The following is a 20,693-nucleotide window of genomic DNA, read 5'->3' as shown; positions in this document are numbered from 1 at the left end:
AAGAGCGGCCGTTTCGCATTGGTCTACTTCCTTAACCGGCTTCGTGCTGGGCCGCATGCTGCGAGCAGACGCGCTGGCGCGTCGGCGTGACTGGGTGATTCCTTGGTGGGTTGCCGCGATGGTGGGCGTGGAGGTGGTTTCCGTGGTGCTGATCGTGGTTGCTGCGGCCGTCGTGCTGCTCCTGGTGGTCGTCGCGGCCGTCGGGGCTGCGCTGCTGGCGGTTGCGTCAGAAGCGGAGAAGGAAGGTCTCCTAGACGACTAGGCGCTTCTCGCTTGTTTCAGCGTTAGTGACCCGCGGTCAGGCGGGTGTGCCGAGCCGGTAGCCGACGCCGCGGATGGTGCTGATGAGGTCGCGGTCGGTTTTCCGGCGGATGTAGTGGACGTAGGTGTCGACGGTACCGAGCTGCTCGCCGTTGTCGAACACTGCGGAGAGCAGATGTTGTCGGGTGAAGGCGCGGGATGGTTCGCCCGCGAGCAGCCGCAGCAGGGCGGTTTCCTTCGCGGTCAGCATCACCCGGCCGCTGTAGGGGGAGGTGATGCTGTGATCGTCGGGGTAGAACGCCCACCCACCGATCTCGATAGTGGCGCCAGTGCCGGTGTAGTCGCGGGTGAGCGCGCGGAGCCGTGCGGTGAGCTCGTCGAAGTCGAAGGGTTTGACCAGGTAGTCGTTCGCGCCGGCGTCGAGACCGGAGACGCGGTCGTGGACTTCGCCGAGCGCGGTGAGCATGAGCACAGGGGTGCTGACGCGTCGCTGCCGAAGGGTCGCAATCACCGTGGTGCCATCGATCCCGGGGAGCCGGCGATCGATCACCATGACGTCGAAGTACTCCTTCGCAGCCGTTTCGAGCGCGGATTCTCCGTTCACGCAGAGCGTGACGGTCCACTGCTCGCCGAGCTCGTCGGCGACGAGTGGACCGAGCCGGGGGTCGTCCTCGACGAGGAGGAGTCGGGGCATCATGCGCGGTCCTTCCGGTCGTGTTCCGAGCCGCTGTCCGGAGCGGTCGGTAAGTGGAGCGCGAAGATCGTTCCGCTGCTGTCCGTGCGTTCGATGACTGCGTCGCCGCCAGCTCGGACGGCGATGTCGCGGACCAGAGCCAGGCCGATGCCGTACCCGGTGCGGGTGCTCGTTGCTATCGCGTCGGCGGGTGCGCCGTGGGCGAAGCGGTCGAAGACTCTAGCTGGTTTGATGCCGACGACACCGGGGCCTTCGTCCGCAACGCGGATCGTCACACGGGTCGCGGTGGTCGTCGCGGTGATCCGGACGTGCCGACCCGGTGGGGTGTGACCGATCGCGTTGTCGGTCAGCGCGACCAGGCAGCGGCGCAGCTGCGTCTCCGACACCCCCGCACGGGCGTCGATCGGTTCAACGTCGAGCGTCACACCTCGCTCCGCGGCGAGGACGTTCATGTCGTGGTGCACCGAGTCCATCGCGGCCCGGAGGTCGGCGCTCCCGTCGGGGTCGGCGGTGCCGGCGGCGGCTTCGAGGAGGTCGTTGACGATGTTGATCAGGATCTGGGTGTCTTCGCGCAGATCGTCGACGACGGGACGCCGTCGGTCGTCGTCCGGGGTCATGCGCTGCAGGCGTTGCACGCGTGCGTGGAGCACGGTCAGCGGAGTGCGGAGTTCGTGGCTGGCGTCGGCGACGAAGGTGCGTTGCATGCGTGCTGCTTCGGCGATCGGCCGGACTGCGCGGCGGGCGATGAGCCACGCGGCGATGCCGGCGAGGATGATCGCGAGTCCGCCGACGCCGATGACCGCGATGCTGAGGTCGATGGTGTCGAGGTAGATGTGGATGTCGGTCGGGCCGGGTTGTTCGTGGAGTTGGTTCGGTGTCAGCTGCCACAGCACGTAGGCGACGACGAGGACGATGATCGCGATCACCAGCGCCGCCGAGACGACCGCAACACGCAGTGCGATCCCGATCACGGACCGGCGGTACGCCAACCGGTCCGGATCGGTCTCCACACGAGACCGGAACGACCAGCGTGCCAGTCCGTCCGCGATCGCTGACCGCCATCCAGCAGACATGTGGCCCCTTCCGTGCTGGTGACGCCGGAACGCGAGGGGGGAAGCGTTCCGGCGTCACCGCGTCGGCTCGATCCTGCCTCACTCAGAGCAGCACCGGCCCCCAAGCCTCAGCGACACCAGCCAAGGAACAGCCAAGAAACGTCGCACGGGCGGCCGGTCCAATTCTTGGTGGAGTCTTGCGCGCCGTTTTCTACCGTCGGAGCATCGCCGACCCCGCACATCGCGGTACGGCCCATCCTGACGAGGAGAACGCCATGTCCCACTCGCCCGCAGCGCCTGTGCCGACCCGGAGCCGCTCGAACAAGGTGCCCGACCCGACCGCGTCGTTCTGGATCATCAAGGTCCTCGCGACCACGGTCGGTGAGACCGCCGCCGACCTCCTCAGTGACACCGTCGGACTCGGACTGCCGCTGACGACGCTGATCATGGCGGTCGCATTGGCGGTGTTCCTGGTCCTGCAGTTCCGGTCCCGCAGCTACCGGCCGCCGCTGTACTGGATCACCGTGGTCCTGATCAGCATCGTCGGGACCTGCGTCACCGACAACCTCACCGACGGTCTCGGCGTGCCCCTCGCCGTCAGCACCACCGTGTTCGGCGTCGCACTGCTCGTCGTGTTCGCGATCTGGTACCGGGTCGAGGGGACCCTCTCGATCCACAGCATCGACACGCTCCGCCGGGAAGCGTTCTACTGGCTGGCGATCCTGTTCACCTTCGCCCTCGGCACCGCCGCCGGCGATCTCATCGCGGAACAGACCGGGCTGGGCTACTTCCCGTCACTGCTCCTCTTCGCCGGTGCCATCGCGGTGACCGCCGCCGTCTGGTTCATCGGACGCCGCGGCCCGGTGCTCTGCTTCTGGATCGCGTACATCCTCACCCGCCCCCTCGGCGCGTCCACGGGCGACCTGTTGTCCGCGTCCCCGCAGGACGGCGGTCTGGGTGTCGGGACGATCACGACGAGCGTCGTGTTCTTCGTCATCATCGCCGCGATCATTAGCTACCTCGTGATCCGCATCCGCCGCGACGAACCCGCGCAGCGCAGCCGACTCACCGTCTGACCCGTCCACTGGTCCCACCGCCGACTTGAACGCCGGTGGCACCAGGCCCTCCGCTCGTGAAAGGTCCTCGTGCTCCACACCGTTCCGCTCGCCGTAAGCCTGTTCGACGCAGCATCCGTGCTGCACGCATTCGGCCCGTACGTCCTCGCCGGAATCGCGCTGCTGATCTTCATCGAGTCCGGGGTGCTGTTCCCGTTCCTGCCCGGCGACTCCCTCCTGGTCACCGCCGCGATCATCAGCAGCACCCTGGGCGTGACGCCGTGGCAGGTCGCCCTCGTCGCATCCATCGCCGCCGTCGCCGGCGACCAGGTCGGGTACTGGATCGGGAAACGCTACGGACGTCGCCTGTTCAAGGACGACGCCCGCATCCTCACCACCGCCAGACTCGACGAAGCAGAGGCGTTCTTTACGAAGTGGGGCGGCCTGAGCCTGATCCTCGGAAGGTTCGTCCCGATCGTCCGGACCTACGTGCCGCTCGCGGCCGGGACCGCGCAGATGCACTACCGGCGGTTCCTGCTGTTCAACCTCATCGGCGCCATCTCCTGGGCCTGCGGCCTGACAGCAGTGGGGGTCCTGCTCGGAGGCATCCCGCTCGTCGCCCACAACATCGACGCACTCATGATCGTGATCGTCGTCGTGTCGGTCCTGCCGATCGTCATCGGCGCCCTGCGCCGCCGTCACGTCGCCCGGAAGCGCACGTCACCGGCGGCACGACCCGCGGAGCGGACGGTGGGGGACCGGTGACGGGTGGGACCGGAACGATGAACCGTGTCCCGGGACCGACCGCGTCGTTCTGGCTGATCAAGGTGCTCACGACCGGGATGGGTGAGGCGCTCTCCGACTTCCTGGTCACCCGCCTCGACCCCGTCCCCACGGTCCTGGTCACTGCGGCCGTGTTCGCCGTCGTGCTCGTGGCGCAGCTCCGCGCCGACCGCTACCGGCCGTGGCTGTACTGGGGTGCCGTGTCGATGGTCGGGGTGTTCGGCACGATGGTCGCCGACGTCACCCACGTCGCACTCGGCGTTCCGTACGCGGTGTCCACCCCGGTCTTCTTCGCCGCCCTGGTCGTCGTCTTCGTCCTGTGGCGACGGGTCGAGGACACCGTCGACGTGCACACGATCACCAGCACCCGGCGGCAGCTGTTCTACTGGGCCGCCGTGATCGCTACGTTCGCGATGGGCACCGCGGCTGGTGACCTCGCCGCGAGCACGTTCCACCTCGGCTACCTCGGTGGCGGCCTCGTCTTCGTCGCCGCGATGACCATCGTCGTCCTCGCGCGCCTGACGGCGCTACTCGGACCGGTCACGGCGTTCTGGACCGCGTACGTCCTCACCCGCCCGGTCGGCGCGTCCTTCGCCGACTTCGTCGCGGTCCCGCACGCCCGAGGCGGCCTCAACGTCGGCACCGGCCTCGTCAGCGCGGTCCTTCTCATCGCCATCGCCTTCGCCGTGGCCCTGCAGGAGAAGGTACGGCGAATCCCTTCCACAGAAGCAGCCTCGAGCGTCCGCTGACCCACCGTCTATCGAGACGTCTGCAAGGGCAGCCCTCGTGGTGATCTATCTCAGCCCGCGCCTGCTCTGCAGTCAGGTCGCCGGCGAGGATCCGTGCAACGCGGTCAGTGGTGTCCGCGTCGACGACATGACCTCGTGCCCGCAGAGCACCGACCACGAACGCCATCGTCTCGGCCGGGCTTCCTCCCGGTTCAGCTTCCATGGGCCTTCCGATCTCCGATGTGCAGCAATCCGCTCGGGCTCTGCCGAATGACCTGTCCAGCGGGCGCAACGATGTAGCTCAGCTCCGTATCAGGCGTGCCCGATGCCGCGCACACTGACCGCCTGCATGCCGAGGCGCAGACGGCGGCTCGTCTTCACCATGACGTCATAGGTCGAGATGGGGCGACGGTTGACGGTACACAGGTGTTTTGCTTGTGCCCCGGGAGCCGCTACAGCTCTTCGCGGCACCTCTGGTGTGCCTACTCATCTGCGGTCCCGGGCATCGGGACCGGTTGGGGGAAGGACGCTGATTCTCCAGCGCGCATCCGTGAGGAAGTCTTGCGCGGCAAGGTCGCCTGCGTCCTCGAGGACGTCCTCCGGCGCCGGCTCCAACAGGACCGGGATCGCCGGAGCGAGCATGACCTGCACCGTCACCGGTAGTCCAGCATCATCAACGGTCGGCACTGCGACGGTGTCAGCGACCGCGGCTTGCGCCAACGAGGCGCTGTAGGCCAGCACCACTTTGCCGACCATGTCGGTGACGAGGATGCGGGTATGCCCGTAATGGAGGTACTGCACGATCAACCGCTCTCGCCGCGGGACAAGGCGGGATTGAGAAGACGGCGACCGTGAAAATCATCCCCGACGCGCCCAGTCCAACGACGCTCCTGTACCGTACGCGCCGCTCCCGGAGGCACATCCAACGGGTGTCCCTCATGCGCGGGCCGAGGAGACGCACCGGTGGCTGGAACTGTCATCGCGGTGCCCAAACGCGCGGGGCGATGTCAACTCCTTAGCGCGATGTCGACACGGGAACGATTACCTCGCAAAAGATCCTTCTGGCAAGGACCTCGCAGCGATCAGCCTGCAGCCGCTGGTGACGAGGACCAGTACGGCGTCGGCCATGCCGATTGCGCCCGACCCGTGTTCAGTTTCGAGTCACGCTCATCGCAGCGGACGATCAGATCAGGCCGTCCGCTGACGGCCTGACGCACTCCAGCTTCACCACCTGTCGACGGACGCCCGCTCCGAACTAGCCAGGCGATGCGAACGAGTGACCGCTTACCTCAGATCAGTCGAATGCATGAGACGGATACCTCGACCGCGTCACAGGCGCCTTGACGATCAGCAACGTGATCCCGCTTGACCAGCGAGGCGACCGGTGGCCCATGGTTCATCGGGACCGCCAGCATCACCCTGAGTACCGTCGAATCGACAGCTACCGAGGCGAATGGGACTGTAGCTGTGTGGCAACGATGTCGAAGCGCGCCAAGGGCTGGGTCTTCATCTGGGTCAGCCTGCTGTTTCCCGCGATGGCGATCAGCACGCTCGTCTTCGGGGCGCTCGGCGACCCGGACCGTTCCGACTGGCTCATCTGGACGCTGGTGATCGTGCTGCTGTCGGCAGTCATCGTCGTTGCGTACATCTGGGTGTTCCGCAGCATGCGCGCTCTCCGAGCGCCGGATCGTAGCGGCCGATAAGCCACCGGCCACACCGCGCGCGTGAGCATCGTGTCATACCAGCAACCAAAGAGCGCAATCCAGCGTCTCGCCGCACCGTGGCGTCCGCTGCTCGGCAATCGCTACGCCCTCGAGATCGCGCGCAGGAAGCTCTCTTTCGCCATCGCGTTCCCCGCGCAACTCACGATCTGGGTGCTGGCTTGGGCCCTCGGGCTCATGCATATCGGTCCGACCTGGATCTTCCCGGTCCTGATCATCGGGTCGGGCGCAGTGACGGTCGCGACGATCGTGCGCTTCGGCCGATTCGGTGCGCGGGTCCGGCGCGACCTCGCAGCTCACGACGTGCACGTACAGGAGCTCCTGGTCGCCCGACGACCAAACGACGTCCAGCAGTGGGCCGGTCGCAACCGTGTTGATCTCCACGTCGTCGCCCAGATCGGAGACGATCATCGCTGACAGCGATTCGCCCAGCCCTCTCCAACCGGCGCCAGAGCTGTCCGGTGATCGATCCTCGAACGGGACGACCGTCAGCCTCGTAGGAGGTGCGCGAGTAGCGAGACGATGATCACAATTCCGGCGAGTACGAAGGCGCATCCCAAGAACCTCGTCAGCTCCGGAGTGAACTGACCTCCCCAGAACTCGCCCTGCAACTTCCGTGAGAACCGCGCGATCGGCTCGGGGAAGCAAAGGAGCACGGTGCCCCAGCTAAAACAAACGACCGCTGCTACTGCGATCCAGAGAGTAAGCATGCGCGGAGGCTATCCGGTCTCGTGTCGCAACAGCCGATCCTTGACCGGTCGCTGACTCATGGCCCCGTTTCAATTCAGAATCGGGGTACCGAGGCTCACGGCAGCAGCGAGCCCCAGGTGATGTCGCCGTGACAGAAGACGACGGTCGTGCCGTCTCCTGCCCAAACGTCGATCCAGGTGGGAGCGGTCGGGCGGGGACTCATCTGAGGCAGCGAGGACCTCGAAAGCGCCTTGATCTTCGCTTTCCCGGGCCAGTGGGGCTTACACTGTCCTCCGCCTCCGCCTCCGCCTCCGCAGCCGCAAGCCTCGAACGCTACCTCGGCTCCATCGCGGACGAGGACCGCCGCAACCTCTTCGCGGATGTCCTCCTCGAGGCGAGACAGACGATTTCCCTCTGGCGTGAACAACTCGCAGGCGAGATTGAAGGTGCCGGGGCGTACGGCAAATCGGCCGCCTGAAGTGGTGGCTCCAGAGATCTTGCCCCGACCCGTCGTTCGCGTACGTTTCGTCACGACGCCAGTTTCTCACCCCTAGAAATCGCAACCCGGTCGTCCGGCCAACGATCGCTGGCCGGACGTTGGCGCGGAACCGTCGCGAGAAGGTGTAGCGGCGCACAAGAGTCAGCCGTCGGCACCCAAACGTGGTCTGGAGCGCGCGACCGTAGGTCCACCTGGGCCCTGAGCTCGCAGAAGACTTCAGGATCAAGCAGCCTGAGGTACTGACCGGCTTGCTGCTCGCCTGCCGATGTAACGAGGATCAGATGAGCTCGCTCTTCCTGCCGGCTTCGATGACGTAGGACACGAATGCGGAGCACGCGACGAGCATGTACTTTGCGAGACTTTGGTCAGCATCCGCCTGGTCGATAGCCGCGTGACGGATACCCTGCGCGTCAGACGTCCAACCGTACATCTTTGACCAGGCGCCCTCCAGCGCGGGGTGAAGCTCGATGCCCGCTGTCTTGAGCTTCCGCAACCCCGCACCGAGCGTGCCCTCGCCCGTAACCGTCGCCACAACGGATTCCACCGCCGAGATTGCTTCCTTGATGCTGTTCGGGTAGTCCGGTGTCTGCCGATCGGCAAGCAATTCTGTCGCACGAAGCAGGTGGTTCCGAGCACCGTTGAGCTGGACCGTGAGATCCAGCGCGTCCGTTACCGCGGCGATTGACATGTCGTCGCTGAGTGGAACGAGTTCTCGCTCGATCAGTCGGTACCCGACGAGGTACCGTTCGAGGGTGGCATTCAGAAGGCCATCGAAAGTGTCCGGAACCTGGTATGTGAACTGGTTCGAGAATCGGTGCAGGTATTTGCCGTAGGCCTCGATGCAGTCCAAGGCTTCGAACCACTCACCGTCCATAATGGCCGACTTGACCAGCCCCCAAACCTTCTCGTCGCGCGGCTGCTCATCACGGGCGTTCTTGAAGTACCAAGCCCAGATTGCGGCAGTGATCGCTGTATCGACGTCATAGGCCATCGCATCTTGCGTGAGTCCGCGAATCACATAGACGGTGTTCCAGAGTTCAGTCCTGGTCTCCGTGTCGAGCGCGTCTGTCTGTGTTACGGACCGGGGTGACGTGAACCCCATGCGTTCGGCGAAGGACATGGGTGGACCGTAGCGTCCGCCACTGACCGTCGAGCTTCCACGGGCCAGCGGATGTCGTCTCGATGGGCGGTCCTCCGGCGTACGAGTCATCGCGGTCGCACGCAGCGCTCACCATCTGTCTCACATAGGTGGTCCGCAGACAGTCGCGATGGCGGGGCGCTATCCGGACGCCCATCCGGGGGCGGGTGCTTCGTCTCCGCGCCGCTCTCGGGAGCGGGCGTCCCCCAGCAGCGCTGTGGTGCAATTTGGTGCACTACCACCTGTCCGGGAACGGCTCCGACTGGCCCGACCCGTCGGCAACTTCCCCATGAATCCGGCGATCGGGGGCGCGCCCGTGAAGGCACGAACACGCAGCGATGGGTTCAAATCCCACCGGTACCGCCATCACGAGGAGCCCCGGATCCCTGTCAAGACAGAGATCCGGGGCTTTCTTGATCGGTCGGGAACCACGATCCGATCAGCCGTGACGGAGCAGCTGCGCCCGAGCGCGTGGAGTAGCGAGGCCGAGCCACGCCCCGCCCGGATCCCGCCACCACGCGGAGTGGGCGACACTCGCAGATCCGAGCGCCTGACGCACTCAGCACGCTGACGTCGCGGGCATCGAAGCGTCAGCGCTCGCTGATCGGGTCCGCGTTCTCGATGCGGGCACTGGCGGTCGCCATGTGGTCGTCCATCGCACGCTGGGTGGCGGCGACGTCGCCCGCGCGGACGGCGTCGAGGATCGCCCGGTGCTCCTCGTAGGCCGCTTCGGTTGCCTGCCGGGTGCGGACGCGTCGACCGACCCAGACGCTGAGCATCGAGCGGAGGCTCTGCAGGAGGTCCGCCAGGACGTCGTTCCCTGCGGCACGTGCGAGCAGCACGTGGAACCGGACGTCGGCTTCGATGAAGGCCTGCGGGTCGTCGAGGGCGACGCGCTGCCGCTCGAGGTACTCCTGGAGCTCGTCGAGCTGCGCGGCGTCGGCCCGCTGCGCGGCGAGGATCGCTGCGGTGCGTTCGAGTGACGAGCGGACCTCGAGCAGCTCACGCGTCCGGTTCGATGCGAGCATCAGGCCCCAGGAGAGCGTGGTGGGGAGCAGGTCCGAGGTCCCGCCCTGCAGGTAGGTGCCCGAGCCTGGTCGGATCTGCACGATGCCGAGGATCTCGAGCGCCGCCAGCGCCTCGCGGACCGCTGACCGCCCGACCCCGAGCTGCTCGGCGATCACGCGTTCCGAGGGCAGGCGGGAACCGGGGGCCAGCTCGCCCGTGGTGAGCAGGGTCACGAGCTGTCGCGCGACCGCAGATGCGGGGGACCCGGCCGGGACCGACTCGAGTTCGAGTCGGATGTTGAGCGGGTCGTTCTCGCTGAACGCGGGCATGCAGCGAGCGTACCGGCGCTCGATCCACGGCCGAGCGTGTACCGCGCTCGATCCACGGCCGAGCGCGGACCGGCCCTCAGGCGATGTCCGAGCAGACCCGGTGATTGGTCAACCGGTTGACAAGTGACTCCGCGGAGTCGAGACTGGCCTCCGCGCACCGATGCGCTGGTCCGGCCGGTCCCACGCCCGGACCTTCCCGACCCGGCGTACCGGCATCGTTGCCGAGCACCCATCCCGAGCAGGAGTCACCGTGGACATCCCCGCGACGAGAGGCATCCCCACCTCGGCTGTCGAGAAGACAGCCATCCGCAAGATCGCGATCCGCATCGTGCCCTTCGTGGCACTGATGTTCTTCATCAACTTCCTCGACCGCACCGCGATCTCGTTCGCCGCGCCGAACGGCATGGAGGCCGATCTCGGCCTCACCGCGGCGCAGTTCGGCTTCGCGTCCGGGGTGTTCTTCATCGGCTACCTCGTGCTCGAGGTCCCGTCCAACCTGGCGCTCCACAAGTTCGGCGCGCGGGTCTGGCTCGCCCGCATCATGATCACGTGGGGCATCGTCTCGCTGCTCTTCACCTGGGTGCAGAACTACCCGCAGCTCGTCGGCCTGCGCTTCCTGCTCGGCGTGGCCGAGGCCGGCTTCTTCCCGGGCGCGATCCTGTTCCTGTCGACGTGGGTCCCGGCCCGCCACCGCGGCAAGATGCTCGCGCTGTTCTACCTTGCACAGCCGCTCACCAGCGTCATCGGGTCGCCGCTCGCCGGTTGGCTGATGACCCACGAAGGTCTGCTCGGTGGCCTGGCCGGCTGGCGCTTCATGTTCCTCTGCGTCTCGATCCCCGCGATCGTCGTCGGCGTCCTGTGCCTCTTCGTCCTGAAGGACAAGCCGTCACAGGCGAAGTGGCTCGACGCCGACGAGAAGCAGTGGCTCGAGACGGCCCTCGCGAAGGAGAACGCGTCGAAGACCGCCGGTCACGGTGCGAAGGGCGGACTCAAGACCGCGTTCGGTTCCGGTCGGGTGTGGATGCTCGCCGGCGTCTACTTCGGCTTCATCTACGGCCTCTACGCACTGAGCTTCTTCCTGCCGACCATCATCGACGGGTTCCAGGAGCAGTTCGGCACCACGTTCGACCTGTTCGAGAAGGGCCTGATCACCGCGATCCCGTACGTGCCCGCGGCCGTCGTGCTCTACTTCTGGTCCCGTGACGCGTTCCGTCGCGGGGTGCGGGTCTGGCACATCGCGCTCCCGGCGCTCGTCGGCGGACTCTCGATCCCGGTAGCGCTCTACATGAACTCGCCCGCCGCGACCGTCGCCGTCATCGCGGTCACCGCCTGCGCCATCTTCGCCGCCCTGCCGAACTTCTGGACCGTCCCGACCCAGTTCCTCTCCGGTGCGGCCGCTGCAGCGGGTGTCGCCCTCATCAACACGCTCGGCAACCTCGGCGGGTTCGCTGCGCCGTACATCACCGGTGCGGTGAGCGAGGCGACCGGTGGCTACCAGGTGCCGATGTTCATCGTCGGGTTCTTCATGCTGCTCTCGAGCCTGCTCATGGTCCTGCTCGCCCGCCACACCCGCCGGTCGGACGGTTCGCTCGCGGCACCGACGCCGGTCGCCGCGGACACCGAGGAGGCCCGGGCATGACCCGCCTGTACAACGACCCCGCGGACTTCGCCGACGAGATGGTGGACGGTTTCGTCGCCGCGAACCAGCGGTGGGTGCGCCGGGTGCACGGCGGCGTCGCCCGCTCGACCACCAGCCCGGCCGGCACCGTCGCGCTCGTGGTCGGCGGCGGCTCGGGCCACTACCCGGCGTTCGGCGGCCTCGTCGGGCACGGTCTCGCCGCCGGTGCCGCGATGGGCAACCTGTTCGCCAGCCCGTCCGCCCAGCAGGTGACGGCGGTCGCGAAGGCGTCCGAGCACGGCGGCGGCGTGCTGCTGTCCTACGGCAACTACGCCGGCGACGTCCTCAACTTCGACGCCGCGTCGCGGACGCTCACCGACGCCGGCATCGCTGTGCGGACCGTCCGCGTGACCGACGACGTGGCGTCCGCCCGAGCGGAGCGCGCGCACGAACGACGTGGCATCGCCGGTGACCTCTGCGTCTTCAAGGTCGCCGGCGCGGCGGCCGAACGGGGCGACGACCTCGACACAGTCGCGGCGATCGCGGCGCGGGCGAACGACCGTACGCGGTCCTTCGGCGTCGCGTTCTCCGGGTGCTCGCTGCCGGGCTCCGACGAGCCGCTCTTCACGGTGCCGGAGGGTCGGATGGCGATCGGCATGGGGATCCACGGGGAGCGCGGCATCGCCGAGGCCGCCGTGCCCACCGCGGCCGGACTCGCCGACCTGCTCGTGGCACGACTGCTCGAGGAGCTGCCGGAGGGCGTCACCGCGGCCGGGGCACGCGTCGTGCCGGTCCTGAACGGTCTCGGCAGCGTGAAGTACGAGGAGCTCTTCGTCGTCTTCGGCGCCGTCCAGCGGCTCCTGTCCGACGCGGGTGCCGTGCTCGTCGAGCCCGAGGTCGGTGAGCTCGTCACCTCGTTCGACATGGCAGGTGTCTCGCTGACCCTGTTCTGGGTCGATGACGAACTCGAGCAGCTGTGGGCCGCCCCGGCCGACAGCCCCGCGTTCCGCAAGGGCGGCGCCGTCCCGCAGGAGTCCGTCGCTGCCGAGGTCCTCGCGCAGGGCACGGTCGTCCCGGTCACGCCGGGCTCCGAGGAGTCCCGGGTCAGCGCCGCGCGCATCGCGGACGCCGTCACCGCGATCCGCCGCACGGTCGACGACCACGTCGACGAGCTCGGCCGCATCGACGCGGTCGCCGGGGACGGCGACCACGGCATCGGCATGCAGCGCGGTTCGACGGCCGCTGATCGCGCCGCCCGGGACGCCGCCGACCGCGGTGCCGGTGCCGGTTCCGTCCTGGCCGTCGCCGGGGACGCGTGGTCCGACAAGGCGGGCGGGACGTCCGGTGCGATCTGGGGCGCCGCACTGGAGGCACTCGGTCGCGTCCTCGGCAACGAGTCGCGTCCGTCGGCGGCGCAGGTCGCGGAGGCGGTGCACGCCGCCACGGAGGCCGTCCTCGCCTTCGGCGCGGTGCCCGGTGACAAGACCATGGTCGACGCTCTCGTGCCGTTCGACGAGGTCCTCACCGCCCGGACCGCCGCCGGCGACGACCTCGCGACCGCCTGGTCCGCCGCGTCCGCCGCGGCCACGACCGCCGCCGACGGCACGGCCGACCTCCTGCCGAGGATGGGCCGCGCGCGCACCCACGGCGAGGACGCGGTCGGCACCCCCGACGCCGGGGCGATCTCGTTCGGCCTCATCACGGCCGCGGTCCTCAGCACCCTCACCACGCAGAAGGAAGAGCAGCATGCTTGAGCAGCAGTTCCGCATCGTCGTCGGCTCCGACGACGCCGGCTTCGAGTACAAGGAGACGATCAAGCGCGACCTCGAGGCCGACCCGCGCGTCGTGTCCGTGGTGGACGTGGGCGTCGACGCCGCCGGGCACACCGCGTACCCGCACGTCGCCGTGGACGCGGCCCGCATGGTCGCGGACGGCGAGGCCGACCGGGCGATCCTGGTCTGCGGCACCGGGCTCGGCGTCGCGATCGCCGCGAACAAGGTCCCCGGCATCCGCGCCGTGACGGCCCACGACTCGTTCTCCGTCGAGCGGTCGGTGCTGTCGAACGACGCCCAGGTGCTCTGCATGGGGCAGCGGGTCGTCGGGGTCGAGGTCGCTCGTCGGATGGCGAAGGAGTGGCTCGGCTACACGTTCGACCCGAGCTCGGCGAGCGCCGAGAAGGTCGCGGCGATCTGCTCCTACGACGGCTCCGCCCCGGTCGGGTCCGACGCCTGATGCCCGGGTCCACGGCAGCTGCCCCGCTCACGATCGGGGTGTCGCTGAAGATGTACTTCGGGCACGCCCGGACACTCGCGTGGACGGCCGCCGTGGCGGACGTCGCCCGCTCCCACCCGGCCGTCCGGTCCGGCGCGGTCGAGCTCTTCGTCGTGCCGACGTTCCCGGCGCTCGTGCCGGTGCGGCAGCTGCTCGACGGCAGCCGGGTGCTGCTCGGCGCGCAGGACCTGGCATGGGCGGACGAGGGGGCCTTCACCGGCGAGGTGTCCGGGCGCGAACTGGCGGAGATCGGCGTCGACCTCGTCGAGATCGCGCACGCCGAGCGGCGCTCCCTGTTCCACGAGTCGGACGAGGACGTCGCTGGGAAGGTGCACGCCGCCCTCCGCAACCACCTGCGTCCGCTGATCTGCGTCGGTGAGGCGACCCGTGCCTCCAGTGCGGATGCCGTCCGCGACGTGACCGCACAGCTGGACCGCTTCCTGCGGACCGCGACCGCGGACGGCCTTGCCGGTCCGGTGATCGCGGCGTACGAGCCGGTCTGGGCGATCGGTGCGGCCGAGCCCGCTCCGGACGAGCACATCGTCGCGGTGCTGGCCGGGATCGAGGCGCACCTGGCGACCAGGCCCGAGCTCGTCGGCAGCGTCGTGATCTACGGCGGCAGCGCAGGCCCCGGGCTCCTCACCCGCGGGCAGGGACGGATCGGCGGCCTCTTCCTCGGCCGCTTCGCCCACGACCCGTCCGCGGTCGCGACGATCCTCGACGAGGCACAGTCCCTGGCGGTGCACGCATGACGTCCCTGCTCGGTCTCTCGACCTACGCGTACACCTGGCGGATGTCCGACCGGGTGCCCGCGCCGATGACGCTCGACGACGTCCTCCGCGACGCCGCCGACCACGACGGCGTCGACCTGTTCCAGATCTGCGACCACCTGCCGCTCGACACCGCGTCGGACGAGCGCCTGGGGGCGGTCCGTGCCCTCGCCGACGAGCTCGGGCTGACGCTCGAGGTCGGCACCCGCGGTACGCACCCCGACCACCTCGCCCGGTACCTGCACGTCGCCGAGCGGCTCGGCGCCACGCTCGTCCGGTCGATGTGGGGCGCGGGGGACGACCTGCCCGGGCCGGACGAGACCGAGCGTCGCCTCCGTGCCGCCCTGCCCGCCTACCAGGCCGCCGGCGTGACGCTCGCGCTCGAGACGTACGAGGTCGTCGCGACAGCGGACCTCGTCGACGTCGTCGCGCGGATCGGGTCGCCGGCGCTCGGCATCTGCCTCGACCCCGCGAACACCGTCGCCCGACTCGAGCACCCCGCCGAGGTCGTCGCCCTGACCGCTCCGTGGGTCCGGAACTGGCACGTGAAGGACTCCGGGTTCACCCGGTCGCCGGGCTGGGTCGGGTTCCAGTACACGGGCGTGCCGATCGGCACCGGCGTCCTCGACCACGACGCCGTCCGTGCCGCGATCGACCCGCACCGCAACGGGATCAACCGCGTGATCGAGTTCTGGCTGCCGTGGCAGGACGCCTCCCTCGGGATCGACGGCGACCCCGCACAGACCACCACCCGCACCGAGGCGGCGTGGACCGAACAGACGATCGACTACCTCAGGAGCAAGGAATCATGACCGACACCGCCACCACCACGCACACCGTCGCTGCCGGATCCGGCACGGCCGACGTCACCGTCGCCGTGATCGGTGCGGGCGGCAAGATGGGCACCCGCGTCTCGAACAACTTCGCCAAGAGCGAGTACACGACGCTCTACAGCGAGGCCTCGCCCGCCGGCCAGGAGCGCATCCGCGACCTCGGCCGCACCATCACCGACAGCCTCGACGCCGCCGCGGCCGCCGATGTGGTGGTCCTCGCCGTCCCTGACGTCCTGCTCGGCAGCATCTCCGAGCAGCTCGTCCCGGTCATGAAGCCGGGTGCCACGATCCTGACGCTCGACCCGGCTGCCGCGTACGCGGGGCTGCTCGCGGAGCGCGAGGACGTGCACTACGCGGTCGCGCACCCGTGCCACCCCTCGGTGTTCCTGGAGCGCACCACCAAGGAGGAGTGGGACGACACCTTCGGTGGCATCGCCGCTCCGCAGGAGGTCATCGCGGCGTTCGACGCCTCCGAGTCCCTCGGCGACGAGGGCGACACCGCGAAGGCGATCGCCGAAGCCGTGATCACGACGATGTACGCGCCGGTCATCCAGGTGCACTGGGTCACCGTCAAGCAGCTCGCCGTCCTCGAGCCCACCCTGGTCGAGACGATCGCGTGCATGATCGGCGACTTCCTCAACGACGCCCTCGAGGAGACCGTCACCGGCGTCGGCGTCCCGCGCGAGGCCGCCCGCGCCATGCTCCACGGCCACACCTGGATCGCCCTGACGAACGGGCTCCGCGGCTCCAACCCGTTCTCGGACGCCTGCCACATCGCGATGGGGTACGGCCGCGAGAAGCTCATCAAGGAGGACTGGAAGCAGGTCTTCGACGACAGCGAGCTCGACTCGGTCATCGCCAAGATGCTCAAGATCGACGCCGTCAAGCGCTGACGGCACCCGTCACACCCCGGTGCCTCGTCGGCAGGACGACGAGGCACCGGGGTGTGGCACCAGGCACTGTCCGGGCGTGGCCACGGAGAGCCGCCCGTGCCCTCCCGCGTACTCACCGCTGAGGCCGTCCTGTCGTCGTCCGGCGCTGCCACGCACGAGACCCGGGTGAGCACGGCATCCCCCTCGAAGCTCTCGACCCCACCGGCCCACACGGTGAGGGGCACGTCTGCGTGGAGCTCGACGGGGACCACGAGGTCGTGCGGGTTGCCGAGTCGGCCGGAGTCGTCGAACACGGAGAACTGCACGTCCGCCGACGGGCAGTCCCGGTCCGGGATGAGATCGAACCCGATGCGGCCGAGGCTCCGGCACCCCTCGGGTTGTGCCTCGTGGTCCTGCGTGGGGAACCAGGTCGCGACGTGGTCGTCGATCTCCGGCCGTGGCTGACACCCGGCGGCCTCGATGCCGCTCCACGGCTCCGATGCGACGGAGGCCAGGAACGCGGGGGGTCCCGGGCCGGACGCGGACCGACCATTCCTGGGTACGTGTGACCGGCCCGGTCTCCGTGTCCGCGAAGCCGATCGTGACGTGCAGGTCGCACTCGATCGAGGCGACGATGCCCCACGCCAGGCAGTCGGAGTCGCCCATGGCCGCTTCGCAGATCGCCGCCCACGCGTCCTCCTCGTCGAACTGCGCGATGCGCACGGCCCCGCCCTCGACGGTGAACGGTGCGACGGGGAGACCGCGGGCGCCGCGGGGTGCGCCACCGGTCGGTGTCGACGTCGTGGTCGGTGTGGGCGTCGGCAGGGGTTCGGCGGCCGCGTCCAGGAGGACCGCCTGAGGCCGGTCCGGCTCGGGCGTCGGGGTCACCCAGCTGCCGACCCCGGCCACGAGCGCCAGGATCGAGAGGCTCGCACCGAGCCACAGCGCCCCGTCTGGCGCTGCGCACGTCGGCGACGGAGACGGTCGGGCGCCACCCCGGTGTCCGAGCGGAGCGGTCGTCCTGCGCACCGATCGCCAGTGCCGTGTCGACGGCGAGGTCCCACCAGCGGACGCGCCGCCTCGAGCGACCCGCCTGTCCGCATCTGCGCCCGCACGACGTGCACGGACGTCCTCATCGGCAGGTGCTCCACGCGGCGAGGCTACTGAGGCGGCCCGGACCACCGCAGGCCCCTGTTCGGGCCGGACCGGACGCCTGTCGGCTCGGCACTGCCGGACGGGAGGCGCGGGGGCAGCCCGCCCCGCGCCTCCCGTCCGGCCGTCGTCACGTCGAGTCGCCCGCCGTCTTCCGCCGCCCCCGCCCCGCCGACCGCGGCGGGTGCTGCCGCAGGTGCCCGCTGATCCGCCCGAGGACGTCCCCCAGCTGCGCGGCGTCGTCGTCGCTGATGTGCGCGAACAGCAGTCCGTGCACCGTCGCGATGTGCCCGGGCAGCACGGTGGCGAGCGCGTCGCGCCCGGCGTCGGTGAGGGAGACCACGGTGCTCCGGTCGTCGTCGGGTGACGGTCCCCGCGTGACGAGCCCGCGCTGCTCGAGCACCTGTGCCTGGTAGGTGAGCCCGCTGCGGCTGTAGACGACCCCGTCCGCCAGGTCGGTCATCCGCAGCCGCCCGTCCGGCGCATCGCCCAGCCGGGCGAGCAGCTGGAACTGCACGTAACTCAGTTCGCCGGCGTCGCGGAGCTGCTGCTCGACCGCCGGGCGCAGCAGGGCCGCGACCTCGGTGAACGACAGGTACGCGCCGAGCTGGGTCGGGGTGAGCGCCGACGGGGGAGAGTCCATGCCCCGATCCTACCTGTTGCTTCGAACTCGAAGCAGGTGTACGGTCAACCCATCGCTTCGAATTCGAAGCACACAATGAAGGGGAACATCATGAACGAGGACACCATGCGGGCAGTGCGGTTCCACGAGGTCGGCGGTCCGGAGGTCCTGCGGATCGAGGACGTCGAGCGCCCGGTTCCGGGCACGGGCGAGGTGCTGGTGCAGGTCACCGCCTCCGCCTACAACGCCGCCGACAACGGCATGCGCGGCGGGTTCCTGCCGATCCCGGTCCAGCTGCCGCACGTACCCGGCTACGACGTCTCCGGCACGGTCGCCGCGCTGGGCGAGGGCGTCGACGGCCTCGCCGTGGGCGAGGCGGTCGTCGGGTTCCTGCCGATGGAACGCGACGGCGGTGCCGCCGAGTACGTCGTCACACCCGCGGAGGCACTGGTCGCCGCCCCGACGAGCGTCCCGCTCGTGGACGCCGCGGCACTCCCGTCGGTGGCGCTGACGGCATGGCAGGCACTGTTCGACGAGGGTCGCCTCGAGGCGGGCCAGCGCGTGCTGATCAACGGCGCCGGTGGCGTGGTCGGGAAGTACGCGATCCAGCTCGCCGTCCGTGCCGGCGTGCACGTGGTCGCCACCGCGAGCCCGCGGAGCGCCGACGCGGTCCGCGCCGCGGGGGCCCAGCAGGTGATCGACCACACCACGACCGACGTCCTGGCGGCGGTGGACGAGCCGGTCGACGTGCTGCTGAACCTCGCGCCGATCGAGCCGGAGCAGTTCCGGGCGCTCGTCGCCGCCGTGCGTGACGGCGGGGTCGTGGTGAGCACCACGGCGTTCATGGCGACGCCGGACGACGAGTCCCGGGGCGTCCGCGCCGCGACGGTGTTCGTCCTGCCGGACCGCGGGCGCCTGGCCGAGCTCGTCGCGCTCGTCGACGCCGGGCAGCTGACGGTCGAGGTCACCCGGCGCATCCGGCTCGAGGACCTCCCGGCGCTGCACGCCGAGGGCGCGGCCGGGCGGATCGCCGGCAAGGTCGTCGTCACCGTCTGAGGGACGACGACCGCCGGCCGGTCAGCCGATGAAGGACGCCGCGTCGACCGCGTGCTCGCCCGTGACGTACGGGGTGAGGTCGACCACCCGGTCGTCGAGGCGGAAGACGTACCGGCCGACCTGCTCGACCACGGCGCTCCCGCCGAGCCAGTCCGCGGCCTCGGAACGCTCCTCCGGTCGGAGCCAGTCGACGGGGTCGGACGTCGACCGGAACCCGAGGACCGCCGCGGTGTCCTGCAGCGCCCGACGCTCGTCCGGACCGAGCAGGTTCCGCGCACTGCGGAAGTAGACCGAGTCGGGGTCCACCTCGTACAGCCGCCGCATCCACACCCGGTTGACCGAGGACACCAGCGCGTTGCGGGCGCCCTCGCCGGAGGGATCGCCCACCCGCTCGGCGTTGTCCCAGAACGGCGCGACGTCCGGTCCGACACGGGCTCCGTCGAACACCCCGACCGAGGGGATCATCGGGACCCCGCACCCGAGCAGGTAGACGTCGTCGCCGACGGTCGCTCGGATGTGCTCGATCGCCTGCCGGTAGGCCTGTTCGCGGGGCAGGTCGACGTGTCGGTGCCCGGCGATCGCCCCGGCGTACATGAAGTCGAGCTTCAGGTAGCTGTAGCCGTCCGCGGTGATCCGGTCGAACACCCCGCGGAGGTGGTCGGTCACCTCCGGGTTCGTCGTGTCGAGCGAGTGGTAGTGCGACCCCCAGTTGTGCCCGGTGACGAGCGGACGGCCGTCGTCACCCGCGACGAGCAGGTCGGGGCGCTCGGTGGCGATCGTCGAGCCCGGCAGGGCGATCAGCGGCGCGAGCCAGATGCCCGGACGGAAGCCGTGGCGCGCGATGGTCCGTGCGGTCGCCGCCATCCCGCTCGGGAAGTCGGGCCCCGCCGTCCAGTCGCCGACGATCGGCTCCCACCCGTCGTCCAGCTGGAAGACGTCGACCGGGTAGCCCTCGAGGTCGGCGGCCGCCCGCGCGATCCGGTCCTCGGTGATGTCCTCGTAGTACGAGTACCAGCTACTCCACACGGTGCCGGCGCGGGCCGTCCGGCGACCGAGCCGCTCGGTGACCCGGTCGGCGTACGCGGCGAAGACGTCCTGCTCGGCGCCGTACGCGACGAACCACTCCGCGTCGTCCTGCTCGCTCGACGCCCACAGGACGTTGCCGTCGGCGCCGACCCGCGGGGTGCCGAGCCCGAGCGCCCCGACGAGGAGGGTGCCGCCGTCCGGACCGGTCACCGCACCCACCGCGCTGCCGGAGTGCGCGTGCGGTGTCTCGTTCGCGGCGTCGTCGGCGGTCAGCAGGCGTTCGGGGCTGTCCTTGATCCCGATGGTGTCGCCGTCGACCCGCGTCCACCCGCTCGGGCTCCACGAGTTCCAGCCGTGCCGGTAGAACTCGGCGCGGTGCCCGAAGGGGTGGAGCAGCGCGACGGGGCCCGCCGGGACGAGCCACCCGTCCGCCGTCCGGCGGGGTGGTCCGGAGACGTTCGCGGGCACCCGGAGGCCGTCGAACTCGAACGTGTACTGCACGGGTGGTCTCCTCG

Annotated in this window: 20 protein-coding genes; 13 read left to right on the top strand and 7 right to left on the bottom strand. The window is 69.6% G+C overall.

Features of this window, described 5'->3' with window-relative positions; genetic code table 11:
- Positions 1–55 precede the first annotated feature (55 nt).
- Entirely contained in the window at positions 56–262 is a 207-nt protein-coding gene (locus M3666_RS01635; RefSeq protein ID WP_251154294.1) for a hypothetical protein, read from the top strand.
- A gap of 36 nt (positions 263–298) precedes the next feature.
- Here the strand turns inward: M3666_RS01635 and M3666_RS01630 are convergent, their stop codons facing one another.
- Complete coding sequence (locus tag M3666_RS01630) at positions 299–958, bottom strand: response regulator transcription factor (protein ID WP_251154293.1); 660 nt, start codon at positions 956–958, stop codon at positions 299–301.
- Positions 955–1,926, bottom strand: coding sequence for a HAMP domain-containing sensor histidine kinase (locus M3666_RS01625; RefSeq protein ID WP_251154292.1), 972 nt, complete (start codon positions 1,924–1,926; stop codon positions 955–957). Before M3666_RS01625 ends, M3666_RS01630 begins: the two co-directional genes overlap by 4 nt.
- Before the next feature lie 356 nt (positions 1,927–2,282).
- Here M3666_RS01625 and M3666_RS01620 point away from each other — a divergent pair, with 356 nt between their 5' ends.
- From M3666_RS01620 to M3666_RS01610, 3 genes are all read left to right on the top strand, one after another.
- Entirely contained in the window at positions 2,283–3,083 is an 801-nt protein-coding gene (locus M3666_RS01620; RefSeq protein ID WP_251154291.1) for a hypothetical protein, read from the top strand.
- Between the two features lie 69 nt (positions 3,084–3,152).
- The gene (locus M3666_RS01615; protein ID WP_144805274.1) at positions 3,153–3,827 is read left to right on the top strand and encodes a DedA family protein; all 675 of its coding nucleotides are present in this window, start codon (positions 3,153–3,155) and stop codon (positions 3,825–3,827) included.
- A gap of 17 nt (positions 3,828–3,844) precedes the next feature.
- Positions 3,845–4,594, top strand: a complete 750-nt coding sequence (locus M3666_RS01610) for a hypothetical protein (RefSeq protein ID WP_251154290.1) — start codon at positions 3,845–3,847, stop codon at positions 4,592–4,594.
- Positions 4,595–5,059: 465 nt separating this feature from the next.
- Here M3666_RS01610 and M3666_RS01605 read toward each other — a convergent pair whose 3' ends face one another.
- A complete protein-coding gene (locus M3666_RS01605) occupies positions 5,060–5,374 on the bottom strand; it encodes a hypothetical protein (RefSeq protein ID WP_251154289.1) in 315 nt (104 codons plus the stop codon).
- A gap of 668 nt (positions 5,375–6,042) precedes the next feature.
- On the opposite strand from M3666_RS01605, the gene M3666_RS01600 reads away from it, so the two are divergent.
- Both M3666_RS01600 and M3666_RS01595 read left to right on the top strand, forming a co-directional pair.
- The gene (locus M3666_RS01600) at positions 6,043–6,276 is read left to right on the top strand and encodes a hypothetical protein (protein WP_251154288.1); all 234 of its coding nucleotides are present in this window, start codon (positions 6,043–6,045) and stop codon (positions 6,274–6,276) included.
- Positions 6,277–6,297: 21 nt separating this feature from the next.
- A complete protein-coding gene (locus M3666_RS01595) occupies positions 6,298–6,711 on the top strand; it encodes a hypothetical protein (RefSeq protein ID WP_251154287.1) in 414 nt (137 codons plus the stop codon).
- A 1,049-nt stretch (positions 6,712–7,760) separates the two neighbouring features.
- On the opposite strand, the gene M3666_RS01590 is transcribed toward M3666_RS01595, so the two are convergent.
- Positions 7,761–8,603 carry an AbiJ-NTD4 domain-containing protein gene (locus tag M3666_RS01590; protein ID WP_251154286.1) on the bottom strand — a complete coding sequence of 281 codons (843 nt, stop codon included), beginning with the start codon at positions 8,601–8,603 and terminating at the stop codon, positions 7,761–7,763.
- A 608-nt stretch (positions 8,604–9,211) separates the two neighbouring features.
- Complete coding sequence (locus M3666_RS01585; RefSeq protein ID WP_251154285.1) at positions 9,212–9,958, bottom strand: FadR/GntR family transcriptional regulator; 747 nt, start codon at positions 9,956–9,958, stop codon at positions 9,212–9,214.
- Between the two features lie 250 nt (positions 9,959–10,208).
- On the opposite strand from M3666_RS01585, the gene M3666_RS01580 reads away from it, so the two are divergent.
- Genes M3666_RS01580 through M3666_RS01555 form a run of 6 tightly spaced genes read left to right on the top strand, consistent with a single transcriptional unit; the run spans position 10,209 to position 16,343 of the window.
- On the top strand, positions 10,209–11,597 hold the full coding sequence (locus M3666_RS01580; RefSeq protein WP_251154284.1) for an MFS transporter: 1,389 nt from the start codon (positions 10,209–10,211) through the stop codon (positions 11,595–11,597).
- The gene (locus M3666_RS01575; protein ID WP_251154283.1) at positions 11,594–13,330 is read left to right on the top strand and encodes a dihydroxyacetone kinase family protein; all 1,737 of its coding nucleotides are present in this window, start codon (positions 11,594–11,596) and stop codon (positions 13,328–13,330) included. Before M3666_RS01580 ends, M3666_RS01575 begins: the two co-directional genes overlap by 4 nt.
- Positions 13,323–13,808, top strand: a complete 486-nt coding sequence (locus M3666_RS01570; protein ID WP_251154282.1) for a ribose-5-phosphate isomerase — start codon at positions 13,323–13,325, stop codon at positions 13,806–13,808. The genes M3666_RS01575 and M3666_RS01570 overlap by 8 nt, the downstream gene beginning before the upstream one ends.
- The gene (locus M3666_RS01565) at positions 13,808–14,599 is read left to right on the top strand and encodes a triose-phosphate isomerase family protein (RefSeq protein ID WP_209684564.1); all 792 of its coding nucleotides are present in this window, start codon (positions 13,808–13,810) and stop codon (positions 14,597–14,599) included. The genes M3666_RS01570 and M3666_RS01565 overlap by 1 nt, the downstream gene beginning before the upstream one ends.
- Positions 14,596–15,429 carry a sugar phosphate isomerase/epimerase gene (locus M3666_RS01560; protein WP_251154281.1) on the top strand — a complete coding sequence of 278 codons (834 nt, stop codon included), beginning with the start codon at positions 14,596–14,598 and terminating at the stop codon, positions 15,427–15,429. Before M3666_RS01565 ends, M3666_RS01560 begins: the two co-directional genes overlap by 4 nt.
- Positions 15,426–16,343, top strand: a complete 918-nt coding sequence (locus M3666_RS01555; RefSeq protein ID WP_251154280.1) for a phosphogluconate dehydrogenase C-terminal domain-containing protein — start codon at positions 15,426–15,428, stop codon at positions 16,341–16,343. The genes M3666_RS01560 and M3666_RS01555 overlap by 4 nt, the downstream gene beginning before the upstream one ends.
- A gap of 1,261 nt (positions 16,344–17,604) precedes the next feature.
- Here M3666_RS01555 and M3666_RS01550 read toward each other — a convergent pair.
- On the bottom strand, positions 17,605–18,117 hold the full coding sequence (locus tag M3666_RS01550) for a MarR family winged helix-turn-helix transcriptional regulator (protein ID WP_251154279.1): 513 nt from the start codon (positions 18,115–18,117) through the stop codon (positions 17,605–17,607).
- Positions 18,118–18,222: 105 nt separating this feature from the next.
- Here M3666_RS01550 and M3666_RS01545 point away from each other — a divergent pair, with 105 nt between their 5' ends.
- Complete coding sequence (locus M3666_RS01545; RefSeq protein ID WP_251154414.1) at positions 18,223–19,152, top strand: NADP-dependent oxidoreductase; 930 nt, start codon at positions 18,223–18,225, stop codon at positions 19,150–19,152.
- Positions 19,153–19,173: 21 nt separating this feature from the next.
- Here the strand turns inward: M3666_RS01545 and M3666_RS01540 are convergent, their stop codons facing one another.
- Positions 19,174–20,679 (bottom strand): glycoside hydrolase family 36 protein, encoded by a 1,506-nt coding sequence (locus M3666_RS01540; protein ID WP_251154278.1) that lies wholly within the window; start codon positions 20,677–20,679, stop codon positions 19,174–19,176.
- Positions 20,680–20,693: the final 14 nt, after the last annotated feature.

This window comes from Curtobacterium sp. ODYSSEY 48 V2 (assembly GCF_023712625.1).
In the GTDB taxonomy this organism is placed as follows: Bacteria; Actinomycetota; Actinomycetes; order Actinomycetales; family Microbacteriaceae; genus Curtobacterium.
Note: the sequence above shows the minus strand (reverse complement) of the source record. Positions and strands in the feature narration are given on the sequence as shown.

Coding starts and splice junctions, on each gene's coding strand:
- M3666_RS01635 (WP_251154294.1), top strand. CDS start 56: ATGCTGCGAGCAGACGCGCTGGCGCGTCGGCGTGACTGGGTGATTCCT.
- M3666_RS01630 (WP_251154293.1), bottom strand. CDS start 958: ATGATGCCCCGACTCCTCCTCGTCGAGGACGACCCCCGGCTCGGTCCA.
- M3666_RS01620 (WP_251154291.1), top strand. CDS start 2,283: ATGTCCCACTCGCCCGCAGCGCCTGTGCCGACCCGGAGCCGCTCGAAC.
- M3666_RS01610 (WP_251154290.1), top strand. CDS start 3,845: ATGAACCGTGTCCCGGGACCGACCGCGTCGTTCTGGCTGATCAAGGTG.
- M3666_RS01590 (WP_251154286.1), bottom strand. CDS start 8,603: ATGTCCTTCGCCGAACGCATGGGGTTCACGTCACCCCGGTCCGTAACA.
- M3666_RS01585 (WP_251154285.1), bottom strand. CDS start 9,958: ATGCCCGCGTTCAGCGAGAACGACCCGCTCAACATCCGACTCGAACTC.
- M3666_RS01575 (WP_251154283.1), top strand. CDS start 11,594: ATGACCCGCCTGTACAACGACCCCGCGGACTTCGCCGACGAGATGGTG.
- M3666_RS01570 (WP_251154282.1), top strand. CDS start 13,323: ATGCTTGAGCAGCAGTTCCGCATCGTCGTCGGCTCCGACGACGCCGGC.
- M3666_RS01565 (WP_209684564.1), top strand. CDS start 13,808: ATGCCCGGGTCCACGGCAGCTGCCCCGCTCACGATCGGGGTGTCGCTG.
- M3666_RS01560 (WP_251154281.1), top strand. CDS start 14,596: ATGACGTCCCTGCTCGGTCTCTCGACCTACGCGTACACCTGGCGGATG.
- M3666_RS01555 (WP_251154280.1), top strand. CDS start 15,426: ATGACCGACACCGCCACCACCACGCACACCGTCGCTGCCGGATCCGGC.
- M3666_RS01550 (WP_251154279.1), bottom strand. CDS start 18,117: ATGGACTCTCCCCCGTCGGCGCTCACCCCGACCCAGCTCGGCGCGTAC.
- M3666_RS01545 (WP_251154414.1), top strand. CDS start 18,223: ATGCGGGCAGTGCGGTTCCACGAGGTCGGCGGTCCGGAGGTCCTGCGG.